Annotated in this window: 17 protein-coding genes and 1 pseudogene; 11 read left to right on the top strand and 7 right to left on the bottom strand. The window is 60.1% G+C overall.

Annotated elements, in window-relative coordinates:
* Positions 1 to 19 precede the first annotated feature (19 nt).
* Both D8779_RS21070 and D8779_RS21075 read right to left on the bottom strand, forming a co-directional pair.
* Positions 20 to 904, bottom strand: coding sequence for a methyl-accepting chemotaxis protein (locus tag D8779_RS21070; protein ID WP_405121206.1), 885 nt, complete (start codon positions 902 to 904; stop codon positions 20 to 22).
* Positions 878 to 1,642: pseudogene (locus D8779_RS21075) on the bottom strand (HAMP domain-containing protein); the annotation flags it as partial. The gene D8779_RS21070 and the pseudogene D8779_RS21075, both read right to left, overlap by 27 nt.
* 252 nt (positions 1,643 to 1,894) lie before the next feature.
* Here D8779_RS21075 and D8779_RS10215 point away from each other — a divergent pair.
* Together D8779_RS10215 and D8779_RS10220 are read left to right on the top strand one after the other, a co-directional pair.
* Positions 1,895 to 3,574, top strand: coding sequence for an ABC transporter substrate-binding protein (locus D8779_RS10215; RefSeq protein WP_136664293.1), 1,680 nt, complete (start codon positions 1,895 to 1,897; stop codon positions 3,572 to 3,574).
* Entirely contained in the window at positions 3,561 to 4,292 is a 732-nt protein-coding gene (locus D8779_RS10220) for a substrate-binding periplasmic protein (RefSeq protein ID WP_167492550.1), read from the top strand. The genes D8779_RS10215 and D8779_RS10220 overlap by 14 nt, the downstream gene beginning before the upstream one ends.
* A gap of 44 nt (positions 4,293 to 4,336) precedes the next feature.
* Here the strand turns inward: D8779_RS10220 and D8779_RS10225 are convergent, their stop codons facing one another.
* Positions 4,337 to 6,514, bottom strand: coding sequence for a malate synthase G (locus D8779_RS10225; protein ID WP_136664295.1), 2,178 nt, complete (start codon positions 6,512 to 6,514; stop codon positions 4,337 to 4,339).
* A gap of 295 nt (positions 6,515 to 6,809) precedes the next feature.
* Here D8779_RS10225 and D8779_RS10230 point away from each other — a divergent pair, with 295 nt between their 5' ends.
* Together D8779_RS10230 and D8779_RS10235 are read left to right on the top strand one after the other, a co-directional pair.
* Positions 6,810 to 7,256, top strand: coding sequence for a GNAT family N-acetyltransferase (locus D8779_RS10230; protein WP_136664296.1), 447 nt, complete (start codon positions 6,810 to 6,812; stop codon positions 7,254 to 7,256).
* Between the two features lie 25 nt (positions 7,257 to 7,281).
* Positions 7,282 to 7,800, top strand: a complete 519-nt coding sequence (locus tag D8779_RS10235; RefSeq protein ID WP_136664297.1) for a glycine cleavage system transcriptional repressor — start codon at positions 7,282 to 7,284, stop codon at positions 7,798 to 7,800.
* 27 nt (positions 7,801 to 7,827) lie between these two features.
* Here D8779_RS10235 and rarD read toward each other — a convergent pair whose 3' ends face one another.
* The 4 genes from rarD to D8779_RS10255 all read right to left on the bottom strand — a co-directional run bounded on the left by rarD (position 7,828) and on the right by D8779_RS10255 (position 11,215).
* Positions 7,828 to 8,721 (bottom strand): EamA family transporter RarD, encoded by an 894-nt coding sequence (gene rarD, locus D8779_RS10240; protein WP_136664298.1) that lies wholly within the window; start codon positions 8,719 to 8,721, stop codon positions 7,828 to 7,830.
* 120 nt (positions 8,722 to 8,841) lie between these two features.
* Positions 8,842 to 9,435 (bottom strand): DUF4166 domain-containing protein, encoded by a 594-nt coding sequence (locus D8779_RS10245; RefSeq protein WP_136664299.1) that lies wholly within the window; start codon positions 9,433 to 9,435, stop codon positions 8,842 to 8,844.
* Positions 9,436 to 9,468: 33 nt separating this feature from the next.
* A complete protein-coding gene (locus tag D8779_RS10250) occupies positions 9,469 to 10,443 on the bottom strand; it encodes a serine/threonine protein kinase (RefSeq protein WP_136664300.1) in 975 nt (324 codons plus the stop codon).
* A 64-nt stretch (positions 10,444 to 10,507) separates the two neighbouring features.
* Complete coding sequence (locus D8779_RS10255; RefSeq protein ID WP_136664480.1) at positions 10,508 to 11,215, bottom strand: ComF family protein; 708 nt, start codon at positions 11,213 to 11,215, stop codon at positions 10,508 to 10,510.
* A gap of 107 nt (positions 11,216 to 11,322) precedes the next feature.
* Between D8779_RS10255 and bioB the strand changes: the two genes are divergently transcribed.
* From bioB to D8779_RS10290, 7 genes are all read left to right on the top strand, one after another.
* Positions 11,323 to 12,378 (top strand): biotin synthase BioB, encoded by a 1,056-nt coding sequence (gene bioB, locus D8779_RS10260; protein ID WP_136664301.1) that lies wholly within the window; start codon positions 11,323 to 11,325, stop codon positions 12,376 to 12,378.
* A gap of 92 nt (positions 12,379 to 12,470) precedes the next feature.
* Entirely contained in the window at positions 12,471 to 13,652 is a 1,182-nt protein-coding gene (gene bioF / locus D8779_RS10265; RefSeq protein ID WP_136664302.1) for an 8-amino-7-oxononanoate synthase, read from the top strand.
* Positions 13,645 to 14,376 (top strand): alpha/beta fold hydrolase, encoded by a 732-nt coding sequence (locus tag D8779_RS10270; protein WP_136664303.1) that lies wholly within the window; start codon positions 13,645 to 13,647, stop codon positions 14,374 to 14,376. The genes bioF and D8779_RS10270 overlap by 8 nt, the downstream gene beginning before the upstream one ends.
* Positions 14,369 to 15,175: a malonyl-ACP O-methyltransferase BioC gene (bioC, locus tag D8779_RS10275; protein WP_136664304.1), complete on the top strand. Its 807-nt coding sequence runs from the start codon at positions 14,369 to 14,371 to the stop codon at positions 15,173 to 15,175. The genes D8779_RS10270 and bioC overlap by 8 nt, the downstream gene beginning before the upstream one ends.
* Before the next feature lie 84 nt (positions 15,176 to 15,259).
* Positions 15,260 to 15,949, top strand: coding sequence for a dethiobiotin synthase (gene bioD / locus D8779_RS10280; RefSeq protein WP_136664305.1), 690 nt, complete (start codon positions 15,260 to 15,262; stop codon positions 15,947 to 15,949).
* Between the two features lie 96 nt (positions 15,950 to 16,045).
* Positions 16,046 to 16,345 (top strand): hypothetical protein, encoded by a 300-nt coding sequence (locus tag D8779_RS10285; protein ID WP_136664306.1) that lies wholly within the window; start codon positions 16,046 to 16,048, stop codon positions 16,343 to 16,345.
* A gap of 59 nt (positions 16,346 to 16,404) precedes the next feature.
* Complete coding sequence (locus D8779_RS10290) at positions 16,405 to 17,181, top strand: putative metalloprotease CJM1_0395 family protein (protein WP_136664307.1); 777 nt, start codon at positions 16,405 to 16,407, stop codon at positions 17,179 to 17,181.
* Positions 17,182 to 17,323 lie beyond the last annotated feature (142 nt).

The raw sequence follows: 17,323 nt of genomic DNA on the forward strand, positions 1-17,323 counted from the left end.
TGATGCTCCTGTGTTCAGGTTAAACGCGGAATTGGGCTGTCGCCGCGCGCAGATGGTCCCCGGTGCTGACCAACTGTTCGCCGAGACGGGCGGTAGCTTCTGCACCTTGAGCGGTTGCTTGTGCGTCCTGCTGCAACACTTGTGTGTCTTGTTGAATCGAGCTGGAAAGGCCGATTTGTTCTTGAGTGAATTGCGCAATACCGGCATTCAATTGGTTGATATGGCCGACGGCACCCGCAATGGCTTCAAGTATCTGGGTCGCCTGCACCGAGCGCTCGATACTGGCCTGGGCTTTTTCGCCGTTGGCGGTCATCACGCTGAGTACGCTGTTTGCGCTGTTCTGCAGGCGCTGGATGATGTTCTGAATTTCGGCAGTTGAGGCTGCAGTTTTTGACGCCAGGTTGCGGACTTCATCGGCCACCACGGCAAAGCCTCGACCTTGCTCGCCGGCGCGAGCCGCTTCGATGGCCGCGTTGAGCGCGAGCAGGTTGGTTTGCTCCGCAATGCTGCGGATGACGGTGAGCACTGAACCCACCTGCTGGGTTTCTTCTTCCAGTTGCTCCATGGCGCTGACTGCGCCCATCACGCTGCTGCCCAGATCACTGATGCTGGTCGATAAGCTGCCAATATTCTTGCGCGCCTGCTCGGCCTGTTGCGAGGCGGAGCCCGCTTCTGCAGAGGCCTGCTGAGAGCGATGTGCGACTTCCTGAATGCTGTTAGTCATCGTCAGGATGTCGCGACTGATCGAGTCTGTGTGGCCTTGCTGGGAGCGTGCGTTCTCATTGGCGCCTTGAGTCAGGCGATACAGTTCCTGTGACATGCCTGCCAGTGGGCTGGCAGCGTCGATGATCTGGCGAATGGTGCCTTGCAGCTTGTCGATAAAGCTGTTGAACAACTGAATCATTTCGCCAATTTCATCATTGGAATCGACGTTGACCCGGCGGGTCAGGTCGCCATCCCCACGGGCGATCGCCTGCAGTGAGGTGATCACGCCACGTACGTTGGCCATGATGCCGCGAATGACCAGAAACGAGCTGATGCTGACCAATGCCACCAGCAGCGCCGACAGGGCAAAACCGACCTGGGTGGTGGTGGCGTTATCGGTGCGGGTCTGCGCCAGGGTTTCTTGGAAGTCCTCGTAGGCGTGTGTACGGAATGACTCAGCCAGCTGTTGTGCCTGGCTCAGGTCACTGGCCATACGGCCTAGGCTGGGGGCGAGGTCTTCGAAGCTGGCGCTGCCTTTGATCAATTGCTCAGAGGCGGGCAGGGCATTATCGGCATAGCGCTGAATGGCTGTACGCCAGGCGTTCAACTCCTCGCGGCGCGCCGGATTATCAACGGCAAGGCGTTGCAGTTCCTGTTGTTTGCTGGCGATTTCTGCGAGCACCTTGCGCGCTTCTTCGAGCGTTTCCAGTTCCCCTGCTGCCACGGCGCTGTTGAGCAGGCCAGGCAAGCGTGAATATTGGAAGATCACCGCGTCGGCTTTCTCCAAGGTAGGAAAGCTGTGGGTTTCTAGGGTGACCAGGCGCACGTCGTTGTTGGCCAGTTGCAGCGAGGTATAGCCCACGAACAGCAGTAGGCCGAGCAAGGCAATGGCCGGCAGTAACGAGAACTTCAAGGTGAGCGACAGATTTTTCAACATGGCAGGTGTACCCAAAGAGGGGCGCGGAGTATACCGAGTTCAGATAGTGGCGTATCGCCACTGATCGGTCATTGGGCGACCATTTCTCTTTTGTATGGTCAGTCATAGCTTTCGGCCGACCCGCTTATTTCTATAGCCAATAATTCAGCCGCGCGCTCACTGTTGTCCGACAAAATATTTTTGTCGGCGCTGTTGAGGCGGCTAAATTCTGGCTATGCACTAGAGTGAATTGCACAACAACAAGGGGGTGTTATGCGTGTGCTGATCTGGCTTGCCTGGTTATGCAGCGCTGTCGTTTACGCCGCACCTGACCTGCGCGAGGCTCAACGCGAGTTGCAGCCCAGCTCGCTCAGCCGTCCTGCGCAAGAGGCTGAATTGCAGTGGTTTGTCGAGGCCGCCCGGCCGTTCCAAGGGGTGCAGGTGCGGGTGATTGCCGAGCACATTCCGACCCATTGGTATGAAGCCAATGTGCTGGCCCCGCTATTTAGTCAGCTCACCGGTATCCGGGTGATCCATGAGATCAGCGGTGAGGATGACGTGGTCAACAAGCTGCGCACCCAGCAGCAGACTGGCTTGGCGCTGTATGACGCCTACATCAGTGACAGCGACCTGCTCGGCCAGCACTTCCGTGATAATCAGGTATTGGTGTTATCGGACTTTATCGCTGGCGAAGGGGCTGGTGTCACCTCGCCGACGCTCGACTTGCAGGACTTTATCGGTCTGCCCTTTGTCACTGCGCCAGATGGCAAGCTCTATCAGCTGCCAGATCAGCAGTTCGCCAACCTCTATTGGTATCGTCACGACTGGTTTGCCCGGCCTGAATTGCGCGAAGCTTTTCGCCAGCGTTACGGCTATGAGCTGGATGTGCCGCAGAACTGGAGTGCTTACGAGGACATCGCCGCGTTCTTCAGCGAACACGTGCGCGAGCTCGATGGCCAGCGTGTATACGGTCATATGGACTATGGCGGCTTCGATCCTTCGCTCGGTTGGCGCTTGTCGGATGCCTGGCTGGGTATGGCTGGCGTCGGGGACGTGGGGTTGCCTAATGGTTTGCCGGTGGATGACTGGGGCATTCGCGTTGAGGATTGTCGTCCGGCCGGCGCCAGTATGGCGCGTGGCGGCGCCCTGGACAGCCCGGCGGCGGTCTACGCGCTGCAACAGTACATCGACTGGCTGAAACGCTACACGCCAGCTGAAGCACGGCAGATGAGTTTTAATCAGGCCGGTAATGTTGCCGCGCGTGGCCAGGTTGCCCAACAGATTTTCTGGTACACCGCCTTTACCGCCGACTACACCCGTGCAGATTCGCCAATGCTGGATGAAAAAGGCGAGCCGCGTTGGCGAGTTGCGCCTTCACCGCGTGGGGCGTATTGGCGTGAAGGCATGAAGTCGGGCTACCAGGACGTTGGCGCCTGGACCTTGCTCAAGGCCACGCCGCTGCGCCAGCGCCAGGCGGCCTGGCTGTATGCGCAGTTCGTGGTGTCCAAGTCGGTGTCGTTACGTAAGACCCTGGTGGGGCTGACGCCGATCCGTCACTCCGATCTACAGTCGCCAGCGCTGCTTGCCGCGGCACCCAAGCTGGGTGGTTTAGTTGAGTTCTATCGCAGCCCTGCGGCGCGGCGCTGGACCCCGACCGGGGCCAATGTTCCGGATTACAGTGGTATGGCCAGCCTGTGGTGGCGGCAGTTGCACCCAGCAATCAGTGGCCAGCTCAGCAGTGCAGAGGCCTTGCACAACCTCGCGCAAATGTTTGATCGGCATCTATATGGTGTTGGCCAGCGTCAAGTGCACGCCTGCGCACCTCGACTGAATGCACAGCAGACCTCGGCCTTTTGGCTCAAACACCCTGGCGCACCGTGGCCGAAGCTGCTGAATGAGCGGCCACCGGGACGCACGCTGCCATATGCGGAGGCCCTGCGTGCGTGGGATTAAGCAACTCGGAGGTTATGCCTGCAGCCTTTTACTGGGGTGGAGTTTGCCGTTACTGGCTGCAGAACCGGTGCAGTTGTTCGCTTGGGAGCATCCGCCGCAGCTGTACATGGCGGCGGACGGCCGTGCTGCTGGGGTGGTGGCGGAGTTGACCGCGCAGTTGTTTAGCCAGGTTGGCGTGACCTATCGCTTGAGCTTCCAGCCACTGCAGCGCGCGCTGCAACGCGTGCAACGCGAAGCCAATAGCTGCGTTCTGCTGGTGGAGCGCCAGCAGGAGCGCGAGCCACACTATGCCTGGGTTGGTCCGCTGCTGGTCTCGCGTCTCGGCTTATACGCCCGTGCCGATGACCCACTTCAGCTCAATAGTTTGGAGCAGGCGCGCGGTCTACGCATCCTTAGCTATCAAGGTTCTGGTGCGGGTGAGTATTTGCATCAGGTGGGGCTTGAGGTGATTGCCTCGAACAAAGAGTCACTCAACCTGAGCATGCTGCAGCGCAGTCGCGCTCAGTTGTGGGCCACCAGTTCGGCGGTGGTTAGTTCGATGCGCGGCCAGCCCGCACCGCGTTTGGTGTTGCCGTTTCTAACCTTGATGGAAGATATGGCCTGCCATCCGCAGTTCGATCCGGCTCTGCAGCAACGTTTGCAGGCAACGCTGTTGCAGCTCTACAGCGAAGGCTGGGTGCAGGCGCTGTATCAGCGTCATGGCTTACAGCAGGAATAAAAAACCGCCCGAAGGGCGGTTTTTTATGTGGCTACAGCAGCGGGTTACAGACCGTTAGCGGCCTTGAACTCGCGGCGGCGGCGGTGCAGCACTGGCTCGGTGTAACCGTTGGGTTGCTTGGCACCTTCAACCACCAGCTCCAGGGCAGCCTGGAAGGCGATATTGCTGTCGAAGTTCGGTGCCAGCGGACGGTACAGCGGGTCGCTGGCGTTCTGCCGATCCACTACCGGTGCCATGCGCTTGAGGCTGGCCACGATCTGCTCTTCAGTGGCAATGCCGTGGCGCAGCCAGTTGGTCAGCAGTTGGCTGGAGATACGCAGGGTGGCGCGGTCTTCCATCAGGCCGACGTCATTGATGTCCGGCACCTTGGAGCAGCCGACGCCCTGGTCGATCCAGCGCACCACATAACCGAGGATGCCTTGCGAGTTGTTGTCCAACTCATTCTGCACTTCTTCAGGCGTCCAGTTGGTGTTCTGCGCCAACGGAATGCTCAGGATGTCGTCGATCGAGGCGCGCTCACGCTTGGCCAGTTCGGCCTGACGGGCGAACACGTCAACCTTGTGGTAGTGCAGCGCGTGCAGTGCGGCGGCGGTCGGCGACGGGACCCAGGCGGTGTTGGCGCCGGCCAGTGGGTGAGCAATTTTCTGCTCAAGCATGCCGGCCATCAGGTCGGGCATGGCCCACATGCCTTTACCGATCTGCGCGCGGCCTTGCAGGCCGGTGGCCAAGCCGATATCGACGTTCCAGTTTTCGTAGGCGCTGATCCACTTCTCGCTCTTCATGGCGGCTTTACGCACGACGGCGCCGGCTTCCATGGAGGTGTGGATTTCATCACCGGTGCGGTCGAGGAAACCGGTGTTGATAAACACCACGCGCTCGCTGGCGGCTTTGATGCAGGCCTTGAGGTTAACGGTGGTGCGACGCTCTTCGTCCATGATGCCGACTTTCAGCGTGTTACGCGCCATGCCCAGCACGTCTTCGACGCGGCCGAAAATTTCAGTGGTGAAGGCCACTTCTTCCGGGCCGTGCATCTTCGGCTTAACGATGTAAACGCTGCCGGTGCGGGTGTTTTTGCGCGTGGTGTTGCCATTCAGGTTGTGGATGGCGATCAGGCTGGTGAACAGCGCGTCCTGAATACCCTCTGGGACTTCGTTGCCTTGAGCATCGAGAATCGCCGGGTTGGTCATCAGGTGACCGACGTTACGCACGAACAACAGGCTGCGACCGTGCAAGGTCAGCTCGCCGCCATCGGTCTGGGTGTAGACGCGATCCGGGTTCATGGTGCGGGTGAAGGTCTGGCCGCCTTTGGCGACTTCTTCGGACAGGTCGCCCTTCATCAGGCCGAGCCAGTTCTTGTAGATCACCACTTTGTCGTCGGCATCGACGGCGGCGACGGAGTCTTCGCAGTCCATGATGGTGGTCAGTGCGGCTTCCATCAGCACGTCTTTAACACCAGCGGCGTCGGTCTGGCCGACCGGGGTGTTGGCGTCGATCTGGATTTCGAAGTGCAGGCCGTTGTGCTTGAGCAGCACGGCGATTGGCGCCTCGCTTGCGCCCTGGAAACCGACCAGTTGCGCGTCGTCACGCAGGCCGCTGTTGCTGCCGCCTTTGAGGCTGACAACCAGCTTGCCGGCTTCGATGCGGTAAGCGGTGGAGTCGACGTGGGAGCCAGCAGCCAATGGCGCGGCATCGTCGAGGAAGGCGCGGGCGAAGGCGATAACCTTGTCACCACGAACCTTGTTGTAGCCACGGCCTTTCTCGGCGCCGCCTTCTTCGCTGATCACATCGGTGCCGTAGAGGGCGTCGTACAGCGAGCCCCAGCGTGCGTTGGAGGCGTTCAGCGCGAAGCGTGCGTTCATCACCGGCACAACCAACTGCGGGCCAGCCAGACGGGCGATTTCTTCGTCGACGTTCTGGGTAGTGGCCTGGAAGTCAGCCGGCTCTGGTAGCAGGTAGCCGATTTCTTGCAGGAAGGCTTTATAGGCAGCGGCGTCGTGGGCCTGGCCAGCGCGGGCCTGGTGCCAAGCGTCGATCTGCGCCTGAATCTGGTCGCGCTTGGCGAGCAGGGTACGGTTTTTCGGGGCCAGGTCATTGATGACCGCTTCGGCACCCGCCCAGAACGTCTCGGCTGCAATGCCGGTACCGGGGATGGCTTCGTTGTTCACGAAGTCGAACAGCACTTTGGCAACCTGCAGGCTGCCTACTTGAACGCGTTCAGTCATCACTTGCCTCACTCTGCTCAGCTCTACTCAATAGCCGCGTCGGACATGGGAAATAAGTCATGTAGTCCGAGGCGCGGCATACTACATCAAGATTCGGGGAAAATCAGTGGGTGCGCGTCGCTCCGCGACCAAGAAGTGCTTTGCAGTCACTACATGTGACTTTTTGTCGCTATGTTTTGTCAATATTGTTTCATATAAAGCAAAAAACAGTACACAGATTATTGTGCGCGTCTCTCGCCATTTGCCTGCGGCGTGCCTGCCTATACTGCTCAGCATCTTTTTGGAGTGCGACCTCATGCATATACGGGCAGCTACAACCGCAGATCTGGACGAGTTGGCCGAGTTATTTGGCGCTTATTTGGGTTTTTATGAGGTGCCCAAGCCTCAGGCACAGGTGCGCGAGTTTCTCGCCGCTCGGCTGGGTAACCTCGACTCGACGATTCTGCTGGCCCGCGATGAATCGGGTATAGCGCTGGGGTTTGTGCAGCTGTATGCCTTCTTTGCCTCGTTAGCGCTTGAGCCGGCCTGGCTGTTGAGTGATCTGTACGTTAGCCAGCAGGCGCGTCGGCAGGGCGTGGGTGAGGCGTTGATGAATGCGGCGCGTGGCCATGCACAGGCTACAGGTGCCTGCGGTTTGCAGTTGGAGACGGCAAAGAGCAATCTGCCAGGGCAAGCCCTTTACGAGCGCCTGGGCTATGTGCGCGATGAGGCGTTTTATACCTATTGGCTAGGCTTGAATTGAACAGCCGCTGAACAAGGAGCAGAGCATGGATCATCTGGTACTTACGGTTATCGCTCAGGATCAGCCTGGGCTGGTTGAGCGCGTTGCCCACTGCATCAGCGAACATGGTGGTAACTGGCTGGAAAGCCGCATGTCGCGCATGGCTGGGCAGTTCGCTGGAATCTTACGGGTGGATGTGCCGCTGGACGCCCACGCGGGTTTGCTGTCGGCGCTAGAGGCGTTGCAGGCGCAGGGCATTCGCGTGCAGGTCGCCGTTGGCGGGGCTGATCCGGTGACCGTCTGGCGCGCTATCCGGCTGGAGCTGGTCGGCAACGACCGCCCCGGCATCGTGCGCGATATCACGCGGCTGCTTAGCAGTCAGGGCGTCAACCTGGAAAGCCTGAATACCGAAGTGGTCCCGGCACCCATGAGTGGCGAGTTGCTGTTCCAGGCCCAAGCCTTGCTGGCAGTGCCGCAGAGTGTGACGCTGGAGCAACTGCAGGCGCACCTGGAAACCCTGGCGGATGACCTGATGGTAGAGCTGAAGCTGCAGGCCGAGGACTAATAACTGCTCGAACCTGCAGCGCGTCAGCTAAACAGGCTGTCGTTTACGCAGGGTCAGCCAGGCATCCACGCTGTAAACCGCTAGGCCGGCCCAGATGCAGATAAAGGCCAGCAGTGTGCTTGGGTCGAAGTGTTCGCCAAACAGAAAAATGGCCTGCAATAGCACCAGGGTCGGGGCCAGGTACTGCAAAAAACCCAGCGTGGTGTAAGGCAGGTGGCGGGCGGCGGCGTTGAAACACACCAGTGGCACCAGGGTGATTGGGCCGGCAGCGATCAGCCAGAGTGCTTCCGGTGTGCCCCAGAAGTCGGCTTGGGCGCTCATCGCCACTGGGTTTAGCAGCAGCCAGCCGATCGCCACGGGCAGTAACAGCCACGTCTCCACCACCAGCCCAGGCAGGGCCGCCACCGGTGCCTGTTTGCGGATCAGCCCGTAGAAGCCGAAAGTCAGCGCCAACACCAATGAAACCCAAGGGATGCTGCCAACCTGCCACAGCTGTTGCAGTACGCCCAATGCGGCCAAGGTCACGGCCAGCCACTGCAGTCGACGCAAGCGTTCGCCGAGAATCAGCATGCCCAGCAACACGTTGACCAATGGGTTGATGTAATAGCCCAGGCTGGCTTCGAGCATGCGCCCATCATTTACCGCCCATACATACACCAGCCAGTTGCTGGCAATCAGCACGCCGCTAAGGCCCAGCACGGCGAAGCGTTTGGGGTTAGCCAAGAGTTCACGTAGCCAGCCGGGGTGCTTCCAAACCATCAACAGCAATGCACCGAATACGGCCGACCAGAGCGCGCGATGGACGATGATTTCCAGCGCGGGGACGTTTTGCATCGCTTTGAAGTAGAGCGGGAACAGGCCCCAGATGATGTAGGCGGTCAGGCCGAGAATGTACCCGCGACGCGGGTTGACGGTGGCCATGCAGGGTCCTTGCTTAGGGGGCTAACTAACGAAGCAGAATTCTAGTCGCGCACGCATGGGCTTGTCTGGCTGTTCAGCTTTGCTGTCAGTGGCCAGCTTATGATTAGTGTAAAGCTGGCGTTACGGTGCGGCGGCAACTGTTATGGCTGTAGCGCTGTTCGGTATGGTTGCTGTGTGTTCCAGCTGCAGCGCTCCGCTGTAGCTGAACAGGTTGCCGAGCAGCGGCAGGTTGAAGCCGACATAAAATTGATAACGACCCTCTTCAATTCGTTTATAGGCCTCGGTGTGCGGTAGCAGCCATAACGGGATACGTACACCATGCAGCCAGGCCTTGAGTGGTCGCCAGTACCAGCCGCCCTCAATAACATCCACCGCCAAGGCCAGTTTCACTGCGCCAGTCGATTCCAGCCAATGACCATGCGGCCAGCTGCCGCTGGGTTGAAAACGCGAATAGAGTACGGCGCTATCGGCAAAGTAGCGGTTCCAGTGCAGGGTGTTGTCGCTGTCATGAATATCCACCTGAAACTTCACGCGAGCCTGCTTCGTCGGGACGCCTAATCGAGTGGCCAGGCGTACGCCGATGACACCGGCAAGGCCGCGACCAAACTGCAGGTCAACGTCCCCGTGCAGCTTGCCGCCCTGTTGATGCAGTTGTTGCAGCAAGGGGTGTAGCTGGGTAAAACCTGCACCAAACCAGCGTTCGACGACAGACATGGAGAGTTCCTTTCTCGTGTGAGGGTTACCGGTTTAGAACAGCTTTAGCGGCTCTTCATCCAGGGCTGCCATTTGCTCGCGCAGGATCAGAATCTGGTCGCCCCAGTAACGCTCGCTGCCGAACCAGGGGAAGCTCATAGGGAAGGCCGGGTCGTCCCAGCGCCGCGCCAGCCAGGCGCTGTAATGCATCAGGCGCAGGGCACGCAGGCCCTCAATAAGCGGCAGCTCTCGTGGATTAAAGTCGTGAAACTCCTGGTAGCCGTCCATCAACTCCGAGAGTTGACCGAGGCGCTCATGTCGCTCGCCAGCGAGCATCATCCACAGGTCTTGTACAGCCGGGCCCATGCGGCAGTCATCGAGGTCGACCATATGGAAGGTCTCGTCACGGCACAGCAGGTTGCCCGGGTGGCAGTCGCCGTGCAGGCGAATTGCTTGTACTGGGTTGGCCGCGAACAGCCCATCCAAGCGTTTGAGCAGATCGCGGGCGACCGACTCGTAAGCCGGCAGCAGGCTGCGCGGGATAAAGTTGCCGTCGAGTAAGGTCGCCAGCGATTGATGGCCGAAATTAGTCACTTGCAAGGCTTCGCGGTGGGCGAATGGCTTTAATGAGCCGACCGCATGCAGGCGGCCGAGCAACTGGCCGAGCCGGTACAGTTGGTCGAGGTTGCCGGGTTCTGGCGCGCGGCCACCGCGGCGGGGAAATAGTGCAAAACGAAAGCCGGAATACTCGAACAGTGTCTCGCCATCGCGCACCAATGGCGCCACCACCGGTACGTCGCACTCGGCTAACTCGAAGGTGAAGCTGTGTTCTTCGCGAATCGCTGCATCGGTCCAGCGGTCGGGGCGGTAGAACTTGGCGATCAGCGGTGTTTCATCTTCGATGCCCACCTGATAGACGCGGTTTTCATAGCTGTTCAGCGCCAGAACGCGGGCATCGCTGAGGTAGCCGATGCTCTCCACGGCATCCAGCACCAAGTCGGGCGTGAGTGCGGCAAATGGATGGGACATGGTCGGCTCCAGCAGGTTGGCCGCAAAGTGTAACCCTTAACCCGCTGTGGACGCTGGCTGCATCTCAGTCGCCCGGCTTTGGCGTGCGCGCCAGGCAATAAACATCGACTCGCACCGCGCCGGCCTTCTTTAATAGCCGGGCCAGGCTTTCAGCGGTGGCGCCGGTAGTCAGCACATCGTCGATCAGCGCTACATGCCGGCCTGCGACCTGGCTGTCTGCTGCCAAGGCGAACGCCTTGCGCAGGTTGCGTTTGCGCGTGGCGGCATCCAGTTGTTGCTGCGCTGGCGTGTCGAGCGTGCGTTGCAGCCAGTGCGCTTGCTGCGGCAGTTGTAATGAGGCGCTCAGCCACTGCGCGAGTAACCCTGCCTGATTAAAGCCACGCTGGCGTTGGCGTTTATCCGCCAGCGGCACGGGGAGTAACAAGTCGGGTCGGGCAAGGCCGTCATCGAAGGCGTGGAGTAAGTGGTGTGACAAAAGCTCACCGAGCAAGCGTCCCAATGGCCACTTGGCTTGATGCTTGAACCGGTTGATCAAACTGTCGATGGGGAAGGCGTAACGCCAGGGTATTTCGACCTTGGTAAAAATTGGCGGTTTTTTCAGGCAGGCCCCGCACACCAGTCCGTGGCTGGGCAGTGGCAGGGCGCACACCTGGCAGTGCCCGCCGAGCCAGGGCAGCTCTGCTTCGCAATTGGTGCAGATGGCCAGCGTGCCATCTGCACTCTCATCACAGAGCAAGCAGCGCTGTTTGTTTTTTAACCAGTTGTAAACCATGCATGGCGAGTTGGGTTGACAGCGCATAAGCCTTCCATAACTATGCCGAACATCCGTGTCGTGCTTGCTCAGCGTAGCAAGCCACTGCCAATAACAAGGAATAACCGATGAGCGCCACCACCGCCGCCAACCTGCGTCACGACTGGACCCTCACTGAGGTCAAGGCGCTCTTCGAGCAACCGTTCAACGACCTGCTGTTCGCCGCGCAAACCGTGCACCGCGCGCACTTCGATGCGAACCGCGTGCAGGTCTCGACGCTGCTGTCGATCAAAACTGGCGCTTGCCCGGAAGACTGCAAGTACTGTCCGCAGTCCGGCCACTACAACACCGGTCTGGAAAAAGAAAAGTTGTTGGAAGTGCAGAAGGTTTTGGAGGCAGCCGCCGAGGCCAAGGCCATCGGTTCTACCCGTTTCTGCATGGGCGCGGCGTGGAAGCACCCGTCGGCCAAAGACATGCCTTACGTGCTGCAGATGGTCGAGGGCGTGAAGAAGCTCGGACTGGAAACCTGCATGACCCTGGGCAAGCTGGATAAAGAACAGACCCAGGCCCTGGCCGACGCGGGGCTCGATTACTACAACCACAACCTCGACACCTCGCCGGAGTTCTACGGCAATATCATCACCACCCGCACCTACGGCGAGCGTCTGGAAACGCTGGCCTATGTACGTGATTCGGGTATGAAAATCTGCTCCGGCGGCATTCTCGGCATGGGCGAGTCGCTGGACGACCGCGCCGGCTTGTTGATCCAACTGGCTAACTTGCCGGAGCATCCAGAGTCGGTGCCGATCAACATGCTGGTGAAGGTCAAAGGTACGCCACTGGCCGATGAGCAGGACGTCGATCCGTTCGACTTTATCCGCATGCTCGCCGTGGCGCGGATCATGATGCCGCAATCCCACGTGCGTTTGTCCGCCGGCCGCGAGGCGATGAATGAGCAGATGCAAGCCCTGGCCTTCTTCGCCGGCGCCAACTCGATCTTCTACGGCGAGAAGCTGCTGACCACAGCTAACCCGCAGGCTAACAAGGACATGGAGCTGTTCGCCCGTCTCGGTATCAAACCGGAAGAGCGCGAAGAGCATGCCGACGAAGTGCACCAGGCTGCCATCGAGCAAGCCCTGGTCGAGCAGCGCGATTCCAAGTTGTTCTATAACGCCGCCGTCTGAGGCGCAGATGTCTTTTGCGTGGGAGCGGCTTCAGCCGCGATGACTAAACAGCATCGCGGCTGAAGCCGCTCCCACGGTCATCAAGGTTGCTCATGTCTTTCGATCTCACCACTCGTCTCGCGGAACGCCGTGCGGCCAATCTCTATCGTCAGCGCCCACTGCTGGAAAGCCCGCAGGGCCCACTGGTACAGGTCGATGGTCGTGAGCTGCTGGCGTTTTGCTCCAACGACTACCTGGGCCTGGCCAATCATCCGCAGGTGATCGAAGCCTGGCGCGCCGGCGCGCAAAAGTGGGGCGTGGGCGGCGGCGCCTCGCATCTAGTGATTGGCCACAGCAGGCCGCACCACGAATTGGAAGAAGCGCTCGCCGAGTTCACCGGGCGGCCGCGGGCATTGCTGTTTACCACCGGTTATATGGCCAATCTCGGCGCGGTTACCGCGCTGGTTGGGCGTGATGACACGGTGCTCGAAGACCGCCTCAATCACGCCTCCCTGCTGGATGCCGGCCTACTCTCGGGCGCACGGTTTTCGCGTTATCTGCATAACGATGCGGTCAGTCTGTCCAGTCGATTAGGTAAAGCCACGGGCAACACCTTGGTGGTGACTGACGGCGTATTTAGCATGGACGGTGATTTAGCAGACCTGCCGGCTCTGTGCGCGGCCGCGAAGCAAAAAAGTGCTTGGGTGATGGTCGATGACGCCCACGGTTTCGGTCCACTGGGCGCAACCGGCGGCGGCATCGTTGAGCAGTGCGGCTTGGGCGTGGACGCTGTGCAGGTGCTGGTCGGCACCCTGGGTAAAGCCTTCGGCACGGCCGGCGCGTTTGTCGCTGGCAGCGAGGAGCTGATCGAGACGTTGGTGCAGTTCGCCCGGCCTTATATCTACACCACCAGTCAGCCACCGGCCTTGGCCTGCGCCACGTTGAAAAGCCTGGAACTGCTGCGCAGCGAGCATTGGCGCCGGGAACACCTGAATACCTTGATCAAGCGTTTCCGCGAAGGCGCGCAGGCCATAGGCCTTGAGCTGATGGACAGCGCTACACCGATTCAGCCGATTTTGATTGGCGATAGCAGTCGCGCCATGCAGCTGTCACAGCTGTTGCGTGATCGCGGCTTGCTGGTGACCGCAATTCGCCCGCCGACTGTGCCGGCTGGCAGTGCGCGCCTGCGCGTGACCCTGTCGGCGGCGCACAGCTTGGCGCAGTTGGAACTGCTGCTGGAGGCGCTGGCCGAGTGCTGGCCGCAGCTGGCCGTCGAGGGTGGGGCGCATGCGTGATCGGTTGATTCTGCTGCCCGGCTGGGGGCTTGGTAGCTCACCGCTGCAACCGCTAGCCGATGCCTTGCGCGGCCTCGATCCACGTCTGCATGTGGAGATCGAGCCGCTGCCGCAGCTGAGCTCCAGTAATCCGGCTGATTGGCTGGATGAACTGGATGCCAATCTGCCACAAGACGCCTGGCTCGGCGGTTGGTCCCTAGGCGGCATGCTCGCGGCTGAGCTCGCTGCACGGCGCGGCGAGCGCTGCAGCGGCTTGCTGACCTTGGCCAGCAACCTGCGTTTTGTTGCCGAGCCGAGTTGGCCTGACGCGATGGCCGCAGAAACCTTTGCGGCGTTTCGCCAGGGCTGTGCGATGGATGCTGCGATCACGCTGAAACGCTTCAGCCTGTTGTGCACCCAAGGCGCAACAGATGCCCGTGCGCTGTCGCGGCAATTGCTGAGCGCCGCTCCGCAGCTAGAGCCCTCAGTGCTGCTGGCCGGGTTGGACATACTGGCCGCGCTAGATACCCGTGTGGCGCTGCAGGCATTTGTCGGCCCCCAGCTACATTTGTTCGCCGGTCAGGATGCACTGGTTCCGGAAAATACTGCGCAGGCCTTGCTAACGCTGCTGCCGGATGTCGAGATCGGCCTGATTGATGGCGTCGGTCACGCCTTCGCCCTGGAACGACCGCATGAGATTGCCATGGCGATTCAGGCGTTTCTGCATGAGGCCGACGATGACTGATCTCAGCCACAGCCCGCAGGGTGGCCTGCCGGATAAGCGTCAGGTGGCGGCTTCGTTTTCCCGTGCCGCCGAAAGTTACGACAGCGTGGCGGCTTTGCAGCGCAAGGTGGGCGCTGAGCTGCTGGCGCAGTTGCCTGCCTCATGCGAGCCGCAGCGCTGGCTGGATCTAGGCTGTGGCACCGGTTATTTCAGTCGCGCCTTGGGCGAGCGCTTTACGGCCAGCCAGGGTGTGGCGCTTGATATCGCCGAAGGCATGTTGCGCCATGCCCAGCCTCTGGGTGGTGCGCAGCAGTTTATTGCCGGTGATGCCGAGCGCTTGCCGCTGCAAAGCGCTTCCTGCGATTTGCTGTTTTCCAGTTTGGCCTTGCAGTGGTGCGCCGACTTTACGGCAGTGCTGAGCGAGGCTGAGCGCGTATTGCGTCCGGGTGGCGTGCTGGCGTTCAGCAGCTTGTGCGTGGGTACGTTGCAGGAGTTGCGCGACAGCTGGCAGACCGTAGATGGCTTTGTCCACGTCAACCGTTTCCGCCGGTTTGAGGACTATCAGCGACTTTGCGCTGCCAGTGGTTTGCAGATGGCGAGCTTGCAAGCCCAAGCCGAGGTGCTGCATTACCCGGATGTGCGCAGCCTGACCCATGAGCTGAAAGCCCTTGGCGCGCACAACCTTAACCCTGGGCGCCCAGGTGGTTTGACTGGGCGGGCGCGCATGCTGGCGCTGCTCAAGGCTTATGAGCAATTCCGCCAGCCCCAAGGCCTGCCCGCTACCTATCAGGTGGTTTACGGCGTATTACGCAAGGATTGAGATAAGCGCGATCTTCTTTGGCGCCTACATCAATATCCCGATCTTTTATGAAGAGCCGGCAAACCCCGCCGTGATGGAGTTGTTATGAGCCAGGTATTTTTCGTCACCGGCACCGATACCGAAATTGGCAAAACCACCATCGCCGCTGGCCTGTTACATGCTGCGCGGTTGGCAGGCCTATCCACAGCGGCGGCCAAGCCGGTGGCCTCGGGTTGCACGCTAACGCCTCAAGGTTTACGCAATGACGACGCTTTGGCGCTGCTCGGCGAATGCACCCTGGCGTTACGCTATGAAGAGGTTAATCCGCTGGCGTTTGAGCCCGCGATTGCCCCGCATTTGGCTGCACGTGAGGTAGGTGTATTGCTGGATGTTGCGGCACTGCAAGGACCGGTGCAGGCCATTATGGATAAACAGGCGGATTTCACCTTAGTCGAAGGTGCTGGTGGTTGGCGCGTGCCGTTGGCCGGGCAGGCGACGTTGTCGGACCTGGCAATTGCATTGCAGCTGCCGGTAATTTTGGTGGTTGGCGTGCGCTTAGGTTGTATCAATCAGGCGCTGTTGACGGCAGAAGCGATCCTGCGCGACGGCCTGCCGTTGGCGGGCTGGGTGGCAAACGTGGTCGATCCTCTCACTTCGCGGCTTGAGGATAATTTAGCGACCTTGGCAGAACGTCTGCCCGCGCCCTGTTTAGGTTATGTCCCGCGCCTGGCCGAGGCCTCGCCTGCTGCGGTTTCCAGCTATCTCAACCTCGACATTCTGTGCAAGCCGCTATAAGCAGGCAAAGTGCCATAGCTTTTTGCTTGTACGTTTTTCGAGCAATTTCTGCTTCAATTGAAGCTGTTAGTGGTTCGCTACAGCGGGAGCTTGGGTATGGAAATTTCTGGAAGTGCATTTAATTCGGGCATCAGCACTATTCAAGCCGGCCAGCGCCGGGTCGATCAGGCTGCGTCAGCTATTGCCAGTAATGCGGTTACTCAGCCCCAGCAGCCCACGTCGACGCCGCCGGCTAATCAGGTCAACGCTGCGCCCAATGCAGCTGAGCAAACGCGACCTGACCTCGCAGAGAGCCTGGTCGCTTTGCGTGTAGGCCAGAACGAAGCGCAGGCGGGCGCCAAGGTGGTGAAAACTGCTGATGAAGTGCTCGGTACTCTCATCGACACAACGGCCTGAGTCACCCGCCTCTCAATGGCCTGATAGTCAGCAGGTCTTGAGGCGCGAGGAGTCATCGTATGCAGATCGGCGGCGCAACGTCTTATCCTGCGCCTGCAGCAAGTTTACTGCCGGCTCGGCCTCTTACATCCAGCGTTTCCCTCGATGTTTCCCCCGACATTACCCGTGCGGCCCAGGCGCCTGTGACTGCGGGCCAGCCTCTGGCCGACGAGCAGTCCGCCTCGGCGCGTGAGGAAGCCGACAAACCCACCGATTCGTCGGCTAACCCCGATAAGTCCAAAGCCGCTCAAGGCGAGCCCAGCCCCGAGCAACAACGTCTCGAACAACTGGAAGTTGCCAAGCTGGTCAGCCGTGATCAGGAAGTGCGTACCCATGAGCAAGCTCACGCCGCGGTCGGTGGGCAATATGCGGGGGCTCCGACCTATACCTACGAGCGCGGCCCGGATGGCAAGCGTTATGCGGTCGGTGGTGAGGTGGGTATTGATGCGGGTGCGCTGCCCAATGATCCCGAAGCCACACTGCGCAAAATGGAGGTCGTTATCCGCGCAGCGCTGGCACCTGCCGAGCCATCCGCGCAGGACCGCCAGGTTGCTGCGCAGGCTCAAGCGCAAATGACTGAAGCCCGTGCTCAGTTGGCGCAACAACAGAGCAGTGAAGCGCAGTCAGCCAGTGAGGCGCGTGCTGAGCAACGCAATAAAAACAAAGAGCCAAACGATGGGGCAGACCAATCCGCCGCGGCTACTCAGCAGGATCGACCGTCATCTTCTAGCCTTGATCTTTACAAGCAGCTCAGTGGCTTGCAGGAGCCCGCACCGGTTGTCGATCTAGTGGCTTGAACGACGCTTGGGGCGCTTGACATTAAATAGGCATAAACGTATGTTTCAAACGCTTGTTTGATTACCTTGATTGCCAAGGGGCAGTCGAGCATCGGGATTGATCCCGAAAACGACCGAATATCCGGTCACCTACACACTAAGA

This window comes from Pseudomonas leptonychotis, from assembly GCF_004920405.1.
GTDB classification, from domain to species: domain Bacteria; phylum Pseudomonadota; class Gammaproteobacteria; order Pseudomonadales; family Pseudomonadaceae; genus Aquipseudomonas; species Aquipseudomonas leptonychotis.

Excerpts from the sequence above, each read along its gene's own strand:
- rarD (WP_136664298.1), bottom strand. The coding sequence starts at position 8,721 with ATGGCCACCGTCAACCCGCGTCGCGGGTACATTCTCGGCCTGACCGCC.
- D8779_RS10225 (WP_136664295.1), bottom strand. The coding sequence starts at position 6,514 with ATGACTGAACGCGTTCAAGTAGGCAGCCTGCAGGTTGCCAAAGTGCTG.
- D8779_RS10245 (WP_136664299.1), bottom strand. The coding sequence starts at position 9,435 with ATGTCTGTCGTCGAACGCTGGTTTGGTGCAGGTTTTACCCAGCTACAC.
- bioC (WP_136664304.1), top strand. The coding sequence starts at position 14,369 with ATGACTGATCTCAGCCACAGCCCGCAGGGTGGCCTGCCGGATAAGCGT.
- bioB (WP_136664301.1), top strand. The coding sequence starts at position 11,323 with ATGAGCGCCACCACCGCCGCCAACCTGCGTCACGACTGGACCCTCACT.
- D8779_RS10250 (WP_136664300.1), bottom strand. The coding sequence starts at position 10,443 with ATGTCCCATCCATTTGCCGCACTCACGCCCGACTTGGTGCTGGATGCC.
- D8779_RS10290 (WP_136664307.1), top strand. The coding sequence starts at position 16,405 with ATGCAGATCGGCGGCGCAACGTCTTATCCTGCGCCTGCAGCAAGTTTA.
- D8779_RS10270 (WP_136664303.1), top strand. The coding sequence starts at position 13,645 with ATGCGTGATCGGTTGATTCTGCTGCCCGGCTGGGGGCTTGGTAGCTCA.
- D8779_RS10230 (WP_136664296.1), top strand. The coding sequence starts at position 6,810 with ATGCATATACGGGCAGCTACAACCGCAGATCTGGACGAGTTGGCCGAG.
- D8779_RS21070 (WP_405121206.1), bottom strand. The coding sequence starts at position 904 with ATGATTCAGTTGTTCAACAGCTTTATCGACAAGCTGCAAGGCACCATT.
- bioF (WP_136664302.1), top strand. The coding sequence starts at position 12,471 with ATGTCTTTCGATCTCACCACTCGTCTCGCGGAACGCCGTGCGGCCAAT.
- D8779_RS10285 (WP_136664306.1), top strand. The coding sequence starts at position 16,046 with ATGGAAATTTCTGGAAGTGCATTTAATTCGGGCATCAGCACTATTCAA.
- bioD (WP_136664305.1), top strand. The coding sequence starts at position 15,260 with ATGAGCCAGGTATTTTTCGTCACCGGCACCGATACCGAAATTGGCAAA.
- D8779_RS10235 (WP_136664297.1), top strand. The coding sequence starts at position 7,282 with ATGGATCATCTGGTACTTACGGTTATCGCTCAGGATCAGCCTGGGCTG.
- D8779_RS10255 (WP_136664480.1), bottom strand. The coding sequence starts at position 11,215 with ATGGTTTACAACTGGTTAAAAAACAAACAGCGCTGCTTGCTCTGTGAT.
- D8779_RS10215 (WP_136664293.1), top strand. The coding sequence starts at position 1,895 with ATGCGTGTGCTGATCTGGCTTGCCTGGTTATGCAGCGCTGTCGTTTAC.